We start from the raw sequence: 18,486 nt of genomic DNA, 5'->3' as shown, positions 1-18,486 counted from the left end.
TTATGACAACTCAAACTACTATCAATAACGAAAAGCTATCTCCGTGGCCTTGGCAGATTGAAGAGAACACAACTCATTTTGATAGCGCGGCAATGTCGACCATCTTAAAAGACTTAAGCCTTGCTTGTTACGTAGTGAGCCACCCAGAAAAAGGCTTAGGCGTCAGCCAACAAGCTGAAATTACATCGGGTGATTCAGCAAGTGCAGCGAACAGCCAACCTGTTAGCGCATTTGCTCCTGCACTCGGTACACAAAGCTTGGGCGACGAAGAGTTTCGTCGCTGTCATGGCGTAAAATACGCGTACTACGCAGGCGCAATGGCCAACGGCATCTCATCTGAAGAGCTTGTAATTGCGCTTGGTCAGGCAGGCATTCTTTGTTCATTTGGCGCGGCAGGCTTAATCCCGTCTCGCGTTGAGCAAGCGATCAACCGTATTCAAGCAGCGCTACCAAACGGCCCTTACGCGTTTAACCTGATTCACAGCCCAAGTGAACCTGCACTAGAGCGCGGCAGTGTAGAGCTGTTTTTGAAGCACAAAGTGAAAACGGTTGAGGCTTCAGCCTTCTTAGGTTTAACACCGCAAATTGTTCACTATCGTGCTGCTGGTCTAAGCCGTGATGCAAAAGGCGAAATCCAGATTGGCAACAAAGTCATCGCAAAAGTGAGCCGTACTGAAGTCGCAAGCAAGTTCATGCAGCCTGCTCCTGTGAAAATGCTGCAAGCTTTGGTTGATGAAGGTCGAATCACAGCAGAACAGATGGAGCTAGCACAGTTGGTTCCAATGGCGGATGACATTACTGCAGAAGCGGATTCTGGTGGTCACACCGATAACCGCCCTCTAGTTACCCTGTTACCAACGATTCTTGCGTTGAAAGAACAGATCCAAGCTCAGTACCAATTCAAAACACCGCTGCGTGTTGGTTGTGGTGGTGGCGTCGGCACGCCTGACGCAGCTCTAGCAACGTTTAACATGGGCGCGGCATACATTGTTACTGGTTCTATTAACCAAGCCTGTGTTGAAGCTGGCGCGAGCGAACACACACGTAAGCTGCTTTCGACAACTGAAATGGCTGACGTGACTATGGCTCCGGCAGCAGACATGTTCGAAATGGGCGTGAAGCTGCAAGTGGTTAAGCGCGGTACCTTGTTCCCAATGCGTGCAAACAAGCTTTACGAGATCTACACACGCTACGACTCCATTGAAGCGATTCCAGTTGAAGAACGTCAAAAGCTAGAGAAGCAAGTATTCCGTTCAACACTGGATGATATTTGGGCGGGGACTGTGGCGCACTTTAACGAGCGCGATCCTAAACAGATAGAACGCGCTGAAGGCAACCCAAAGCGTAAAATGGCGTTGATCTTCCGTTGGTACTTGGGTCTTTCTAGCCGTTGGTCAAACACCGGCGAACAAGGTCGTGAGATGGATTACCAAGTATGGGCTGGCCCTGCACTTGGCGCATTCAACGCATGGGCGAAAGACAGCTACCTAGATGATTACCAGCAGCGTAATGCAGTCGACCTAGCAAAACACCTAATGCACGGCGCAGCCTACTTGGCTCGTGTTAACCTGCTGACTTCGCAAGGTATCAAGCTTGATCCGGAACTAGCACGCTGGAAGCCGACGCAAAGAATGGCCTAAGCATTTCAATACAGCGTTAATTAAGCTCAACGAATAAAAAAAGCGACCTTAACGGGTCGCTTTTCTTTTGGTTATTCTTCTTAAACTAGCTAAGAGATTAAGACTTCTGCATACGCTTTTTCAAGCGCGCTAAATCAATTGCACTTGAGCGTACAGTAAGCTTGATGCATTCGTAGTCGTATTCTTCCTTCACCACACTCATGTTTGAGCGAATCTCACCGATGATGCCTTGTCCAGAATAAGGAATCGTGATCTCTTCTTCGATCATGCCTTGTTCAGCAACACCTACAATGTACTTGTGCAGCTTGGTGATATCTAACGGGTCACGAGTTGACGTTAGCATCGCATCTGGGAATTCTTCGATCAGCTCTAACTGTTCCTCTTCGCTCAATCTATCGCACTTGTTCAGTACTAATAGCTTTTCGCTGCCTTCAACGCCCACTTGCGCTAGTACTTCATGTACCACCTCAAGCTGTGCGCGAAATGAAACGTCAGAAGCATCAACCACATAAAGCAGCAATGAAGCATCATGCGCTTCTGCTAGCGTTGAGTGGAATGAGGCAACAAGATCGTGTGGCAGTTTCTTGATGAAACCCACTGTATCCGAAACCAGAATACGCGGCTGAGTAATTGGTTGAAGCGCACGCACCGTGGTATCTAAGGTCGCGAATAGCTTGTCTTCACCACTCACTTCTGTTGCGGTCATTGCACGCATCATCGAAGATTTACCCGCGTTGGTGTAACCAACTAGAGCAACAGTGAAAAGCTCCGAACGCTGAGTGCGTCGGTTCTTCATTTCGTCTTGTACGCTAACCAGCTCACGCTTAAGTGCAGCAATTTGGTCACGTACTTTACGGCGGTCTAGCTCTAGTGAAGTTTCACCTGCACCCTGACCCATTTGACGCTCTTTATCACCGTCGGCCGTCTCACGCAGTCGAGGCACTAGGTAGTTTAGTCGAGCGATTTCAACTTGCAGACGTGCGGTACGAGTACGAGCATGACGGCTGAAGATCTCAATGATGATGCCTGTACGGTCAAACACCTCGACACCCAAGTGAGCTTCTACATTACGCAGTTGAGATGGGCTCAAATCACAGTCGAATACCACTACGTCAGCAGTACCAAACTCCACGTCTTCAGATGGAAGATCATCAAAATCTAACTCATCGATACCAGCACGAAAATCAAAAGACTCATCGATAAAATCTTCATCTTCGGCTTCTTCAATCGAACCTTGGTAACCGGTTAAGTGTGCAATTTCTGCAAGCTTACCTGCGCCCAACACGTTTTGTCGTTGTGTTGAACTGTGGTGCTGTGATTGTGTACCGACCACTTTAAACCCTAGGGTTGTTACTAAGCGAGCAAGTTCGGCAAGAGACTCTTTTGCTTCGTCACCTTTGAAGTCCGGTGTCGTAATAGAAATAAGTAAAGCGTTACTAGCTGAGGGTTTTGCTGTTAGTTTCATGTATTCTTCTGTTTATGCACTAATGTGCAACCTAGTATTTGGTCTAAAGTAGCGCGATCCTACGCTGTTCTCGGTCAGCTTTATAGAGCTAACGGAGGCTATTTGGCGATATTATTGCAGTTAATCCATTTATCTCGTTTATCCCTCTGTTTTCGTGAGGAAATAAAACAGGCTAAAACAACAAAAAAGACAGCATCACGTTACTTATTAGTAATTAGTGATACTGCCTTTGCTTAAGCTTAGACTCTCATTGAGCTACTGTCTCAAAAACTAAAAATCAATTCTCGCTTCAGTCTGAGCATCAAAGAATACCGCCTTTGATAAGTCAAAATGCAGCGGCGCCATTTGCCCAACTGACACTTCAAATTCTGGCGACAAGCGACATGCCACTTCTTGGTCGTTCACTTTCACCATCGCAATCGTATCTGGCCCTGTTGGTTCTAGCACTTCTAACTGCAAGTCTAGCTTGGTCGTTGCCGACAAATCTTCACTTTCCTGCTCGGTAATATGTTCAGGGCGCAGGCCAATCACCACTTCTTTGCCATCTTGCTCACGCATGCTTTGTGGTAATCGAATGTGGTGCTCTTGCTCAGCTGTACCCGTTACTTTGATGATCGGATTCTGCTCATCATCCAAATCCACCATGGTCTTAATGAAGTTCATAGATGGTGAACCCATAAAGCCCGCCACGAACATGTTATTTGGCTTGGTGTAGATCTCTTGCGGCGTACCGAGTTGCTGCAGTTCACCATCTTTCATCACCGCAATACGATCCGCCAAGGTCATCGCCTCTATTTGGTCATGGGTGACGTAGACAATGGTGGTGTTCAGCTTTTGGTGCAGACGTTTGATCTGGTGTCGCATCTCGACACGTAGCTTGGCATCCAAGTTAGAAAGCGGCTCATCGAACAGATACAGCTTAGGACGACGCGCCAAAGCGCGCCCCATAGCGACACGTTGACGCTGACCACCAGATAGCTGCGATGGTTTACGATCAAGCAGTTGTTCGATTTGTAGCATTTCAGCGACGCGATTCACTTCTGCGTCGATTTCGTCTTGTGGCATCTTGCGGATCTTCAAGCCGAAGGCGATATTGCCGCGTACCGTCATGTTTGGGTAAAGTGCGTACGACTGGAATACCATCGCGATGTCGCGGTCTTTAGGTTCAACCTGCGCCACGTCAACACCATCAATCACGATTTCACCCGAGCTAATATTTTCTAGCCCAGCAATGGTGTTCATTAGGGTGGATTTTCCACACCCCGAAGGGCCGACAAGTATCAAGAACTCCCCCGAATCGATACTGATGTCGATGCCCTTTAACGTTTCGTTGTCCGCGTTGCGATAGGTTTTACGGATCTGTTTTAAATCTAATGTTGCCATGGGTAATTATCCTTTTACTGATCCTGCCGTTAGGCCACGAACAAAATATTTTCCTGCGAAGACATACACCAACAGCGTTGGCAGCGCGGCGATGATCGCGGCAGCCATATCAACGTTGTATTCTTTAACGCCCGTGCTGGTGTTGACTAAGTTATTTAATGCTACGGTGATTGGCTGAGTCTCTGAGCCGGAATAGACCACTCCGAACAAGAAGTCATTCCAAATCGCGGTGAACTGCCAGATCACCGTCACCATGATGATTGGTGTCGAGATCGGTAATAAGATCTTGAAGAAAATCGTAAAGAAGCCAGCACCATCGAGCTTTGCCGCCTTGATCAATTCATCAGGAATCGAGATATAGAAGTTACGGAAAAACAGTGTAGTAAATGCCATACCGTAGATAACGTGCACAATCACCAAGCCGATGGTTGTGTTCGCTAGCCCCATCTTGCCGAGCATGGTTGCCATTGGTAGTAGCACCACTTGGAATGGAATGAAGCAGCCAAATAACAACAAGCTAAAGAACAGGTTTGAACCTTTGAATTGCCATTTCGTCACCACATAACCATTGAATGCACCCAACAATGTTGAAATCGCAACCGCAGGAATCACCATTTGGAACGAGTTCCAGAAGTAGCCTTTGATGCCTTCACATTTAACGCCAGTACAAGCGGTGTCCCACGCTTTATACCAAGCATCAAACACCCACTCTTTCGGCAAACTCATCAAGTTACCCGCCTTAATGTCTGGCAAAGTTTTGAATGAGGTCAGTACCATTACGAACAGTGGCATTAAATAAACTAAGCAGAAGAAAAGCAGTGCTGAATAGATAAATATTCGAGCAAAATTGATGTTATTCATCATGACTTTTTCTCCCTAAGTTCAGAGTAAAGATAAGGCACGAGAATCGCTAAGATACCAGCAAGCATCATCATGGCACTGGCAGCACCAAGGCCAATTTGTCCGCGAGTAAAGGAGTGTGCGTACATAAATAGCGCAGGAAGATCCGATGAATAACCTGGGCCACCTGCCGTCATTGCCGTCACAAGGTCGAAACTCTTAATCGCAATGTGTGACGTGATGATCACCGCACTGAAAACCACAGGACGCAAGCAAGGTAAAATGATTTTGAGATAGATAGTGGGTAAGCTTGCCCCATCGATTTGAGCCGCTTTGATGATTGAAGAATCGATGCCACGCAGACCGGCTAAGAACATCGCCATCACAAACCCTGAAGACTGCCAAAGTGCTGCGATAACCAAGGTATAGACCGACATTTCAGAGTCGACTAACCAATCGAATTTGAAGTCGGTAAAGCCCCAATCTTGCATCAGTTTTTCAATGCCAAGACCCGGATTGAGAATCCATTTCCAAGCGGTACCCGTCACGATGAATGACAAGGCCATTGGGTATAAATAAATGGTACGAATCGCGCCTTCTTGACGGATGTTCTGGTCAAGCAATACCGCCAAACCCACACCCAACAAGATAGCAATCGCCATGAACAGAAAACCAAACACACCGAGGTTGGTGATTGAGGTGATCCAGCGATCGTTGTCCATCAGCTTTTCATATTGAGCTAAACCAACAAAGTTGAAGCTCGGTAAAAATCGAGAATTCGTAAACGACAGCGCCGCCGTCCAGAATATATAGCCGTAGATACACACCACGGTCACTAACGCGGTCGGCGCCAGTACAATCTTGGGTAACCAATGTTGCAACCTGTCAGCAAAGCTAGGCTTGGGCGCAGGCTGGCTCCTTGTGGGTTTTGGAGTCGACTCAGTCAAAACATGCTCCATAACTTATCCTTGTTGCACAATCGAGCCAATGGCTTACCTTTCGGCACCACATCAGCATCACGCATATCAGAATTGGGAGTGAAGAGTAGATAGGCTCCCTACGAGCCTACCCACCCTGGGGGTTTGGTAAAGCAACACAACCCGTCACTCACGTGCGTTGTGTGTCGCTTATCAAGTTATATTAGATAGCCGCTTTCACAGCTTTCGCTAACTTAGCCGCCGCTTGTTTTGGATCGGCATCTTTTTCGTTGAAGAAGTTGGTTACCACGTCGTAAATCGCGCCTTGAGCGTAGCTTGTTGTCGCTAGGCCGTGAGCCATACTCGGAACAAGATCGCCAGATTTCGCACTCGCTTTGAAGGTTGCCATTGAATCCAACGCACATTGGTCGAACTTAGACATGTCCATATCTAGACGTACAGGGATAGAACCCTTGTTAAGGTTGAAGACTTCTTGGAAATCTTTGGTAAGAATGGTTTTCGCTAGGTCTTGCTGCGCTTTTTGGTTCTCTTTGTCACTCAGCTCAAAGAACGCAAAGCTATCGATGTTGAAAGTGAATTGGCCATCAGTGCCCGGTGCTGGTGCACAGATGTAATCTTTACCCGGTACTTTGCCTGCCGCAGTAAATTCACCTTTCGCCCAGTCACCCATGATCTGCATTGCCGCTTCGCCATTGATAACCATCGAAGTTGCTACGTTCCAATCACGACCCGGAGAGTTGCTGTCGATGTAATCACGCATCTTTTTGAACTTGGTGAACACTTCCACCATTTTGTCGCCAGATAACACGTCCATATCCAGATCAACGAACGCTTTGTTGTAATCTTCACTGCCTAGTACATCAAGTGCTACAGCTTCGAATACCGTAGCGTCTTGCCAAGGTTGACCACCGTGAGCCAGTGGAATGAAGCCAGCCGCTTTAATCTTGTCTGCGGCAACAAAGAACTCATCTAACGTAGTTGGAACCGTCACTCCTGATTTTTCTAAAACAACAGGGTTAGCCCAAAGCCAGTTAACACGGTGAACGTTGACAGGAACCGCCACATATTCGCCATCCCACTTCATCACTTTAGTGACCACTTCTGGCAGTAGCTCATCCCATTGTTCTTGTTTCGCCGTTGCATCGAGAGACGCTAGAAAACCTAAACCACCCCACTCTTGAATATCATGACCTTTGATCTGCGCGGCAGATGGAGGATTGCCCGACACTGCTCGAGTTTTCAAAACAGTCATCGCACTTTCACCGCCGCCACCAGCAACAGCGAAATCTTTCCAAGTATGGCCTTGTTCTTCAATCATCTCTTTCAGTACCGCTGCGGATTTCGCTTCGCCACCGGCAGTCCACCAGTGAAGCACTTCCACTTCACCAGCTTGAGAAAATGTTGAGGCAGCAAGAAGAGATAGAGTAAGTAGGGTTTTATTGATTTTCATTATTATCTTCCATGTTTTAGCGGACTCGACGTCCGGTTCAATAAAGAGTCTACTTATTTTGATTTTTAGGATTGAAACAAAAGGTAAGCCCTATGTAACATAATTGTTACGTTAGACTTCTAGGCCTGTTGGGATATAGACTTTGGCTTCTAAGCCACCTTGAGAGGAGTTGCGAATAATGAGATCTCCGCCGTGTCCATGCAGGATATTTCGGCAGATCCCGAGGCCAAGACCGTGTCCTTGATCATCCGTTGCTAACCTAAAGTAAGGTTCAAAAACTAACTCTAGCTTGTCTTCTGGAATACCGAGACCACGGTCTTGAATGGTCACGACCACCCAAAGATCATCACCGCTGATTTCAACAACTGCTGAGGAACCATACTTAACCGCGTTGTCGATTAAGTTGGTGAGTACACGCTTTATCGCCAGTGGTTTAGCGACCAATGGCTCAATGACGACCGGCTCGAACTCAACCTTTGTCTGATACTGGTTATGAGATTCAATCACTGCAAGTACCATTTCGTTGAGGTCAATAATGGCATTATTCTCGTGTAGATCGGTGTCTCTTACCGCTTGCAAAGCACCTTTAACCATCATCTCAAGCTCATCGAGATCTTTGTTGAATTTGTCTTTCTTTACTTCACTCTCCAACAACTCTGCACGCAATCTAAGCCGTGTTATTGGTGTCTTTAAATCATGTGAGATTGCAGAGAAAAGGTGCTCACGGTCGGCAACATAGCGACGAATCCGTTGTTGCATTCGATTAAACGCTCGGGTCGCCGTCACCAGCTCAGTAGCCCCCTCTTCGTTAAGTGGCGGCTGCTGAATATCCATACTCATCTCATTGGCCGCTCTTGCTAATTTTTTAAGAGGGCGTACTTGCCGACGAATCATCAAGTAAGTCAAAACCAAAAGAATGAGGGTCGAGGAAACTAAGAAGATCACCTGTTCTCTGCCGAGAATCGTATCGTCGAGTTTGACGTAAGGCGCAGGCAACAACGCGGCGATATACACCCATTCATGACTGGCTAATTCTATCTGAACAACCAGAATAGGAGGGTTAAGAGGTTCTAAGGTTAAAGTATGATGTGCCCACGATCGTGGGAGATCGCTCAAGTAGATGTCATTTTTAAGCAAACGAAGATGTTCAGGGCGAGAGAAATCAACCCGCACTGATTCGACTTTATTGAGCTTGCTACTCAAAACACTTTCTATCGCTTCAATCGAGGCGGTTTTTAAACGGGTATCAGGGATCGGTTCGACAATCAACGCCTCTTTATTGAAAGAAACGAAGAAGCGCGTACCGCCCATATTGCGGATTTGATCCAACACGATATGGCGATATTTAACGGGCAGAGACTGGAAGAAAGTCACCGTCGAGGCAAACATATTGGCCATGCTTGAAGAGGCAGAACGAATCCCCTCCAGTTCTTTGTGTTTGGATTCGCTATACCAAATAGACGTTGCGATACCTTGAGCTATCACCACAGCTAACAAGGTCAGTAACAATGTTCTGGCAACCAAAGAGTTTGGCTTTAACCGACTCAACCCGTTCATAGGAAATACTTCATTGCCGAGGTGCTCATTAACATCACTTGATTATCAGTGTTCATACTGAACAGGCACAGCGAGGATATAGCCATTACCGCGCATGGTTTTGATGTAGTGAGGATACTTGCCACTGTCGCCCAATCGGCTTCTCAGACGACTAAGCTGCACATCAATGCCTCGCTCAAAAGGCAACGCTTCACGGCCTCTGGTCGCGAATGAGATAGTGTCACGGTCGAGAACTTCGTTAGGGCGAGTTAAGAACAACATCAACAGAGAAAAATCACTGCCCGACAAATCCATCTCTTCCGAGTTTTCATTGTGGGAAATTCGATGCGCTAACGTATCAAGCGTCCAATCACCAAAAACAATCTGTTTTGGCAATGCATCACTTGTCTTGTCATCCACCACTTGAACGCGGCGCAACAACGCTTTGATACGCGCCATTAACTGACGAGGGCTAAACGGCTTGGCAATGTAATCATCAGCACCAATTTCTAAGCCGATAATTTGGTCGGTTTCATCCGATACGGCAGTCAGCATGATGATAGGCACATTCGATTGCTTACGGACGCGTTGACACAAGGTAAAACCATCGTCACCGGGTAGCATCACATCAAGCAGAATCAGATCTGGATAACCTTGGTTTTGCAGATGAGCTTCTAGTTCAACACCATCTCCCACAGAAGAAACATCGAAACCAGATTTTGTAAGGTACTCTTCCAGCAGCTCGCGGATTTCTTGATCATCATCCACCACGAGAATTCGAGTATTTGTTGGCATCGCCCAAACCTATTAAATTTACAACTTATTCACATAGTGTATAGGCTGGCCGATTGTTTGATTATTGACATGTTTGTAAAGTTAGAAGAACAAACAGATAAAGATCACAACTTAGTGACCTCTATCTGAATCTTTAGGGCTTAATCCGCTATTGGTTGGTTATGAAGAGCAGCTGATCTCCATGGCTTTACCCCACTCAGGAGGTAGAGCCGCAAGGTATTCATAATCCGGGTGTTCCGCATAAGGGTCTGCCAGTACCACCATCAAAGCGTCAATATCGCTGCTATCACCGCGCTCTGCTTTGTCTATCGCTAGCTGAGCTAGGTAGTTTCTGAGGATGTATTTCGGGTTTACCTGTCTCATATTTTCGCAGCGCTCGACCACTGAGCTATCTTCCAATTCGCAGCGTTGTAAGTAGTTATCTACCCACAGTTTTGCTGCCTCTCGATCAATTATCAGATCAATCACTTCTTGTGGCGACAAGGTGTCTAGGTTCGATAGCGTTCTAAAGAACCTTGGGTAGTCGACTTTGTTTTGCGACATCAGCTCGAACATAGATTCAAACAAACGACTGTCGCCTTCTTGTTTCGAAAGTAGCCCCAACTTACGACGCATCATCTGACTAAAGTAACCGTTCATTTGCGGTTCGTACTGCTCTAAAGCCGCCTCTAAGTCGGCCTTATCCACCAGCGGAGAAAGTGAGTGAGCCAGTGCCGACAGGTTCCAAAGCCCTATTCTTGGCTGCTGGTTAAAAGCATAACGACCTTGGTAATCCGAGTGATTACAGATCAATCTTGGGTCATATTCATCAAGAAACGCGAACGGACCATAATCGAAAGTTTGCCCGATGATCGACATGTTATCGGTGTTCATCACGCCATGAGCAAAACCATTCGCTTGCCACAACGCAATCATCTCCGCGGTACGGTCAACAATCTGATTAAACATAGCAGCGTAGGGTTTCTCTTCATCGAGACACTCAGGGAAGTGCCATTCAATGACTTTATCGGCCAGCAACTTATGCTCAGCCAACTGATTGGTATAAAACAGATGTTCAAAGTGACCGAAACGGATGTGTGATTCGGCAGCACGCACCAACAATGCGCCCCACTCTTGCTTCTCTCGATATACCGATGTGTCGCTGGTCATCATAGCCAACGCGCGAGTGGTTGGGATATTGAGCCCTGCCATCGCTTCGCTACATAAGTACTCACGAACGGTTGATCGAATAACAGCGCGTCCATCGCCCATACGTGAATAGGGCGTTTTACCGGCACCTTTAAGGTGTAAATCGAACGTTTCGCCACTTTTCGCGACAATTTGAGCTAATAACAGCCCTCTTCCATCACCTAAATCCGGGTTATAAGAACCAAACTGGTGGCCTGCGTATTTCATTGCTACAGGCGAAAACTGCTCAGGTTCAACATTGCCAGATAACGTTTCAAGCAATTCCTCGGAAGCATCATCAAATGACAAAAAACCGAGTTCATCCGCAAGCTTATGATTCCATGCGAGCCATTGGACATTGCTGAGCGGTGTAGGTTGAATTGGGGTATAGAACAGTCGAGGTAATGCAGTAAATCGATTGTTAAATGAAATAGAATCCCAGACAGACATGAGAGATACACTGTAGATAAAAGATAACTTAAGATTATCACAGTTTCGTAACAACTTCAGAAGTGCGATGGCGCTTGTTTATAGAGGTAAGGTGATAAACCATTCCACAAGAAGAAAGTGGTGACTAGGAGTAAATTACTGGGGGATGCTTGCTAGAAGAAGATGACTAAGAAAAAGTTAAGTGGCTAGCCTGATGAGAAAAGCCACATTTATAAGAGAAAGAGTTCTGACTTTGAAGACTTTTTAACAAGTGATTTCATAATAAAAACTAAAACTATAGAGCCATGAAGCTGACTACATTAGAGCAAGAATACCCACTAGAGAAAGGGTAGAGAAAATCCAAGTACGACTGATTACGCCAAAGTTACTGTGTTGAATCATTTCTTGATGCTGCATATGTCTCTCCTTGAGAACGTGATGGTGTAACTACAATATATCGGCTTTTCGCCAAAAGCAGCAAGCACATTAATATTAACCTTTTATTACAACACCAAGAAACTTCTGTAACTATTCAACTATTTGATAAATCAAAAGCTATGCTCGACTGGTCGTTGAAAGCAGTGCACCAGCCCCAATAAAGACACCTCCAGTGACACGATTGAATACCTTGGCTCGGCCTTTAGCAAACAACCAATTTGACGACTTCGCGCCCAAGTAGGCATACACCATTAACCAAGATAATTCCATCACGGTGAAGGTCAAAGCAAACACGGTGAACTGTGGAACCAGAGCGATCGATGGGGCAATAAATTGCGGAAAAAGTGCGGAAAAAAATAGAATTGCTTTGGGGTTACTCGCGCCAACAATAAAGCCACTTAAGTAATGCTGCGCAGCGCTTTCTTTGACAGATTGAGCACCGCCTTGTTGATCCGATAACTTGTCATAATCTTGTTGGCTAGAGCGCAGAGACTTCCAACCGAGGAAGATCAGATAAGCTGCACCAGTCCATTTTATGACATTAAATACCACTTCAGACGAAGCAATAATTACCCCTAGCCCGGTAAACGATAAAGTTAAAATACCAGTAATCGCAGTTAAGCTCCCCAAGGCAGTAAATATCGATAATTTAAAGCCAGATTGCACACCTTTGGTCATGCACAATAAAGAACTTGGGCCTGGTGATGCCGTTAAAATTAGCACCGCTAATAAATAATAAATCCATGTATCAAAGCTCATCGTGAATCCTCCTTAACTCACTAAAACGACTAAATATTAAACACCAATATGTAATAAGCCCTCATATTAATCAACTAAATATTGCGCTTAACGTCTTCGATATAAATGCAAACATCTTTAATCTAGGCAATAAAAAACGCCATGCATTGCTGCATGGCGTTTAAATAAAAACGTTTCAAATCGAACGTCTTACTAGATGTCAGGTTCTAAGCTTACAGCCCTAAGATAGGGGCACTAACCTAATAATTGAAACCTAGTCTTTGTAGATAGAGAACTCATCAGCGCAAGCAACAAGCTGCTCACGAGTGATCATGAATACGCCATGACCACCGTTAGAGAATTCAATCCAAGTGAATGGAATCTCTGGGTACTGATCCATCATATGAACCATTGAGTTACCAACTTCACAGATAAGAATACCGTCGTCAGTTAGGTAGTCTGGTGCATTAGCTAAGATGCGACGAACCAATTTCAGACCGTCTGTACCCGCTGCTAGGCCAAGTTCTGGCTCGTGAGTAAACTCATCTGGCAGGCTGTTCATATCTTCTTCGTCCACGTAAGGTGGGTTAGATACGATCAGGTTGTATTTCTCTTTTGGCAAATCACGGAAAAGATCTGAACGGATTGGGAACACTTGCTGCTCCATGCCGTGATCTTGAACGTTCTGCTCTGCAACTTGCAATGCGTCAGTAGAGATATCAATCGCATCTACTTCAGCGTCTGGGAATGCGTGAGCACAAGCAATAGCGATACAACCACTACCCGTACACATATCCATGATGCGAGTTGGCTCTTCAGTTAACCAAGGTTGGAATTGAGCTTCGATCAGCTCACCAATTGGAGAACGAGGCACAAGAACGCGCTCATCAACGAAGAACTCAAGACCACAGAACCAAGCTTTGTTGGTTAGGTAAGCCGTTGGTGTACGATCATTAATACGCTTGATTACGCGCTCAACAATACGTAGACGTTCGCTGCTCGTTAGACGAGAGTTCATCACATGCGAAGGAACATCAATCGGCAGATAAAGAGTAGGTAAGATAAGTTGTACTGCCTCATCCCACGCGTTATCAGTGCCGTGACCATAAAATAGGCCCGCTGCGTTAAAGCGGCTAACAGTCCAACGAATCACATCTTGAAGCGTGTGTAGTTCTGATACCGCTTCTTCTACAAAAATCTTATCCAAAATTGTCTCCGAAAAGCGCTACAATACTGCTAATTACGTTTCTAATTAGAATTCATAACCTGATGAGCAAAAAAGACACCGACTTCGATGACGATTTCGCCCTGTTCAACGATGCAGTAAAGGGCGTTAAAAAGTTGCAACAGGATACCATAGTCCAGCAGCCAAAAAGAAATGCCAAGCAAAAAGAAATTACTCGAACGGCAAGACAAGCCAGTGATAGCGAGTTTTATTTCTCGGATGAGTTCATTCCGCATCTTAGCGAAGACGGTCCGACGCGTTATGCGCGTGATGATGTCTCTAAATATGAGGTCAAGCGCCTCCGTCGTGGTGTCTACGTGCCTGACGTGTATCTCGATATGCATGGTATGACTCAACAAGAAGCCAAACGTGAGCTTGGCGCGATGATTGCGCACTGCGTGAAAGAGAGCGTGGCGTGTGCCTGTGTTCAACACGGTATCGGTAAACACATCCTTAAACAGAAGGTGCCTTTGTGGTTAGCACAGCACCCAGACGTGATGGCTTTCCACCAAGCGCCGTTAGAGTTTGGCGGCAATGGCGCGCTGTTAGTCTTGCTTTCGGTTCCTGAGAAGTAATTCTGGTTAACAAACTCTCTCTCACCAAAAAACAACAAAGGGCATCCCAATCATATTGAGATGCCCTTTCTAATTGTCTGCAACTTTGTCATCAAACAGAGCTCAACGAGCTTATGGATTGATGTTCCAAAGCAACTCACCTTTTTGTGTCTCAAGGTTGAAGTCGATACACGCTAGGCCCGAAGTGGGAAACATAGGCGGCGCCATGCCTGTTGCAAACTCTGCAGTTAGGTAGCCAACTAGAGGTAAATGAGAAACAAATAAAATGGTCTCTAGTTTTTCTACTTCAGCCATTGCTAAGGTCAAATCAAACACATCGTCGGACATTCCATAAGGCGTAATATCATCAAAGGTTTCTACTTTCTTTCCAGAAAACGCCTGAGAGATCTCTAACCACGTTTCTTGTGCCCTTAAATATGGGCTCACCAGCACTTTATCGAATTGACTAATCCCCTGCTCATTTGCAGCTTGTGCCACGGCAAGAGAAGCCATTTTCCCGCGCTTGGTCAACGCTCTTTCTGCATCCGAGTTGGCAAAATGTTCTGCTTCACCGTGGCGCATAATGAATATTTTCATGTTCAATCCTGTCTTCGTAACATGTCGAAAGTCGATATATCCCATATATCAGCGAAACGCTACTTAGGTTTGGCTCTCAATCCAGAGAAACCGCAGTCAATATAAATAATTATATCAAGTCACTTGCCAAAGAGTTCGACTTTCTTAACAATCTTGTTAAAAGAAAATAAATTACTGATAAAAATCGATAAAAGTGATTTAGAAATCGCCAAAAAGCACTTCATATCCCAAAATATGATCACAAGGTTTGCACGCCGAATCATCGGGTACATAATTTAAAAACCACCTTCTCTGGAGATGCTCCTGTGCACTTAAGCCCAAATGATGAACATCAATACCGCTACATAACCTTAAATAACGGGTTACGTGTACTGTTAGTTCAGGATCAAAATGCTCAAAAAGCAGCAGCCGCATTAGCCGTCAATGTGGGGCATTTTGATGACCCTACAGACCGAGAGGGTTTAGCTCACTACTTAGAGCATATGCTATTTTTGGGAACTGAAAAGTATCCAAAGGTCGGAGAGTTCCAAAGTTTTATCAGCCAGCATGGCGGTAGCAACAACGCTTGGACAGGAACAGAGCACACCTGCTTCTTTTTTGATGTTGAATTGAATGCCTTTGAAACCGCACTCGATCGCTTCAGCCAATTTTTTACCGCTCCCCTTTTCAACGAAGAAGCGTTAGACAAAGAACGCCAAGCCGTTGACTCCGAATACAAGATGAAACTCAACGACGACTCACGACGCTTGTACCAAGTTACCAAAGAACTGGTGAATCACAATCACCCATTCTCGAAGTTTTCTGTCGGTAATATCGATACGTTGGGTGACAGAAACGGCGAGACGATTCGACAAGAGATCTTGGCTTTCCACCAGCAACAATACTCTGCTGACTTGATGACACTGACACTGTCTGGCAATCAGTCGTTAGATGAGATGCAAAGCTGGGTTGAGGATCGCTTTAGCTCAATCACCAATCACAACCTACAAGGCAAAAAGGTTGAAGTTCCGATTGTCGGCGAGTTAAGTACGGGTGTACAAGTCCGCGTTGAGCCGATTAAAGAAGTGCGCAAACTGATCTTAACCTTCCCGATGCCAAGCATGGACGAACACTACGGCGTTAAGCCTTTGTCGTTCTTTGCCCACCTTTTAGGTTACGAAGGTGAAGGCAGTTTGATGATGCAACTCAAAGAGAAAGGCTGGATAACATCTCTCTCTGCAGGTGGTGGCGCGAGTGGCAGTAACTACCGTGATTTCACAGTCAGTTGCTCATTGACCATAGAAGGTTTAACCAAAACCGATAACATCATCCAAGCGATATTTCAGTACATCAAGTTAGTCGAACAACAAGGCATAGAAGAGTGGCGCTACCTAGAAAAACGCGCCGTTTTAGAGTCTGCTTTCCGCTTTCAAGAGCCAGCAAGACCGCTTGATGTCGTCAGCCACCTTGTTATCAACATGCAGCACTACCAAGAGCAAGATGTGGTGTATGGCGATTACAAAATGTCGCATTTCGATGACGAATTACAGCGTTCTTTGCTGCCTTACTTAACCGTAGACAACATGCGAGCTACCATTGTTGCTCAGGGATTCGAGTATGACAGGGAAGCGAAGTGGTACTTTACTCCCTACTCGGTCACACCTTTTAGCGCTGAACAAGTTCAATGCTTTACGTGCATTAACCCCGGTTGGCAGTTTGAACTCCCAAGCAAAAACCCGTTTATTTGCTACGATCTAGACCCGACTGAACTGGAAGGTGACGCTAAGTTCCCACAACTGTTAGAAGAGCTCGATGGCTTTAAGCTATGGCATCTGCAAGACCATCAATTCCGGGTGCCAAAAGGTGTGGTGTATGTTGCTATCGATAGCCCGCACTCAGTCGCTAGCCCAAGAAATATCGTTAAAACACGCTTGTGTGTAGAAATGTTCTTAGACTCACTCGAAAAAGATACGTATCAGGCTGAAATCGCCGGAATGGGCTACAACATGTACACCCATCAGGGCGGTGTAACGCTCACTCTGTCCGGGTTTAGCGAGAAACAGCCACAACTGCTCAATATGATTCTTGAACGTTTCCAAGCACGCGACTTTAGTCCAACACGCTTCGAAACCATCAAGCATCAATTGCTCAGAAACTGGAACAACGCGTCGCAAGATCGCCCTATTTCGCAGTTGTTTAATGCAATGACTGGGATACTTCAACCAAATAACCCGCCCTATTCCGTGTTAATTGAAGCCCTAGAAACGATAGAGGTCGATGAGCTCTCCTCTTTTGTTCAAGCAATCTTGGCGGAACTTCATGTTGAGATGTTTGTGTATGGCGACTGGAAAAAAGCCGATGCACACAAGATGGCTGAAACGCTAAAAGATGCACTGCGTGTTCAAGATCAGGCTTACGAAGAATCACTGCGTCCGCTCATCATGCTCGGTGAAAACGGCAGCTTCCAACGTGAAGTGGTGTGTAACCAAGATGATTCAGCAATTGTGGTTTATTACCAATGCCCTGATATTTCACCTAAAAATATCGCGCTGTATTCATTGGCAAACCATTTGATGTCGGCCACTTTCTTCCATGAGATACGAACCAAGCAGCAGCTAGGTTACATGGTCGGTACTGGCAATATGCCGCTCAACCGACACCCTGGTATTGTGTTGTATGTGCAATCACCGAATGCCGCCCCTGCTGACTTGTTAGCTTCAATAGATGAGTTCCTCAATGCCTTTTACATGGTGCTGTTGGAGCTTAACGACTATCAATGGCACAGCAGTAAGCGCGGTCTCTGGAATCAGATTTCGGCACCAGATACGACTTTGCGAGGGCGAGCTCAGCGCTTATGGGTTGCGATAGGCAATAAGGATGTTGAGTTCAACCAGAGAGAGCGCGTATTGGAAGACCTTAAGGGGTTAACTCGCTCAGACATGATGCGTTTTGTGGTTAGCCAGCTAAAACCACGCACGGCAAATCGCCTGATTATGCATGCTCACGGTAATGCTCATAATGAGGAAGAGAAGCTGTCAGCAGGTGTTGAAATTGGCTCTATTGATGAGTTTCAGTTACGCCCGAAAGATACTGAGCTAGGCTGATAAAGCTGGAATGAAAATCATAAGGTTGATGTGAAAGCATCAACCTTTTTTATTGGATGCAGTCCAAAAGCAGATCTCCTATTACGCTCCTTCGTCGCTTTAGGAGATGACGGTAGTTTTGATTGACGTGTGTTTGACCACCTTTCTAATCAACGCAATAACTTACTTTTTATCTCTCAATCATCATTCCCGAGAAGGAGGAACGACT

The 18,486-nt window shown here is 45.8% G+C and carries 14 protein-coding genes; 3 read left to right on the top strand and 11 right to left on the bottom strand.

Annotation, left to right across the window (positions count from 1 at the left end; translation table 11 throughout):
* Window positions 1-2: 2 nt before the first annotated feature.
* Window positions 3-1,640, top strand: a complete 1,638-nt coding sequence (gene pfaD, locus AB4507_RS15975; RefSeq protein ID WP_136974228.1) for an eicosapentaenoate synthase subunit PfaD — start codon at window positions 3-5, stop codon at window positions 1,638-1,640.
* Between the two features lie 97 nt (window positions 1,641-1,737).
* Here pfaD and hflX read toward each other — a convergent pair whose 3' ends face one another.
* From hflX to prmB, 10 genes are all read right to left on the bottom strand, one after another.
* The gene (gene hflX / locus AB4507_RS15970) at window positions 1,738-3,105 is read right to left on the bottom strand and encodes a GTPase HflX (protein ID WP_229647704.1); all 1,368 of its coding nucleotides are present in this window, start codon (window positions 3,103-3,105) and stop codon (window positions 1,738-1,740) included.
* A 270-nt stretch (window positions 3,106-3,375) separates the two neighbouring features.
* A complete protein-coding gene (locus tag AB4507_RS15965) occupies window positions 3,376-4,488 on the bottom strand; it encodes an ABC transporter ATP-binding protein (RefSeq protein WP_372182952.1) in 1,113 nt (370 codons plus the stop codon).
* A gap of 6 nt (window positions 4,489-4,494) precedes the next feature.
* Window positions 4,495-5,352, bottom strand: a complete 858-nt coding sequence (locus AB4507_RS15960) for a carbohydrate ABC transporter permease (RefSeq protein WP_372182951.1) — start codon at window positions 5,350-5,352, stop codon at window positions 4,495-4,497.
* Window positions 5,349-6,287: a carbohydrate ABC transporter permease gene (locus AB4507_RS15955; RefSeq protein ID WP_017060634.1), complete on the bottom strand. Its 939-nt coding sequence runs from the start codon at window positions 6,285-6,287 to the stop codon at window positions 5,349-5,351. Before AB4507_RS15955 ends, AB4507_RS15960 begins: the two co-directional genes overlap by 4 nt.
* Before the next feature lie 181 nt (window positions 6,288-6,468).
* Entirely contained in the window at window positions 6,469-7,716 is a 1,248-nt protein-coding gene (locus AB4507_RS15950; protein WP_372132852.1) for an ABC transporter substrate-binding protein, read from the bottom strand.
* Window positions 7,717-7,827: 111 nt separating this feature from the next.
* Entirely contained in the window at window positions 7,828-9,273 is a 1,446-nt protein-coding gene (locus AB4507_RS15945; RefSeq protein ID WP_372102702.1) for an ATP-binding protein, read from the bottom strand.
* Between the two features lie 45 nt (window positions 9,274-9,318).
* On the bottom strand, window positions 9,319-10,047 hold the full coding sequence (locus AB4507_RS15940; RefSeq protein WP_017060637.1) for a response regulator: 729 nt from the start codon (window positions 10,045-10,047) through the stop codon (window positions 9,319-9,321).
* A gap of 159 nt (window positions 10,048-10,206) precedes the next feature.
* Window positions 10,207-11,664, bottom strand: a complete 1,458-nt coding sequence (locus AB4507_RS15935; protein WP_372182950.1) for a protein adenylyltransferase SelO — start codon at window positions 11,662-11,664, stop codon at window positions 10,207-10,209.
* Between the two features lie 534 nt (window positions 11,665-12,198).
* The gene (locus AB4507_RS15930; protein WP_372182949.1) at window positions 12,199-12,840 is read right to left on the bottom strand and encodes a LysE family translocator; all 642 of its coding nucleotides are present in this window, start codon (window positions 12,838-12,840) and stop codon (window positions 12,199-12,201) included.
* Window positions 12,841-13,093: 253 nt separating this feature from the next.
* Window positions 13,094-14,026 (bottom strand): 50S ribosomal protein L3 N(5)-glutamine methyltransferase, encoded by a 933-nt coding sequence (prmB, locus tag AB4507_RS15925; RefSeq protein ID WP_017060640.1) that lies wholly within the window; start codon window positions 14,024-14,026, stop codon window positions 13,094-13,096.
* A 62-nt stretch (window positions 14,027-14,088) separates the two neighbouring features.
* Between prmB and smrB the strand changes: the two genes are divergently transcribed.
* Window positions 14,089-14,619: an endonuclease SmrB gene (smrB, locus tag AB4507_RS15920; RefSeq protein WP_017064096.1), complete on the top strand. Its 531-nt coding sequence runs from the start codon at window positions 14,089-14,091 to the stop codon at window positions 14,617-14,619.
* A gap of 111 nt (window positions 14,620-14,730) precedes the next feature.
* On the opposite strand, the gene sixA is transcribed toward smrB, so the two are convergent.
* The gene (sixA, locus tag AB4507_RS15915; RefSeq protein WP_372146261.1) at window positions 14,731-15,195 is read right to left on the bottom strand and encodes a phosphohistidine phosphatase SixA; all 465 of its coding nucleotides are present in this window, start codon (window positions 15,193-15,195) and stop codon (window positions 14,731-14,733) included.
* A gap of 305 nt (window positions 15,196-15,500) precedes the next feature.
* On the opposite strand from sixA, the gene AB4507_RS15910 reads away from it, so the two are divergent.
* Window positions 15,501-18,278: an insulinase family protein gene (locus AB4507_RS15910; RefSeq protein ID WP_102320194.1), complete on the top strand. Its 2,778-nt coding sequence runs from the start codon at window positions 15,501-15,503 to the stop codon at window positions 18,276-18,278.
* Window positions 18,279-18,486 lie beyond the last annotated feature (208 nt).

The sequence above is a fragment of the Vibrio sp. 10N.222.54.A3 genome (genome assembly GCF_041474095.1).
GTDB lineage: Bacteria > Pseudomonadota > Gammaproteobacteria > Enterobacterales > Vibrionaceae > Vibrio > Vibrio crassostreae_C.
The sequence above is the reverse complement of the archived record's forward strand: the minus strand, read 5'-3'. Positions and strand labels throughout refer to the sequence as shown.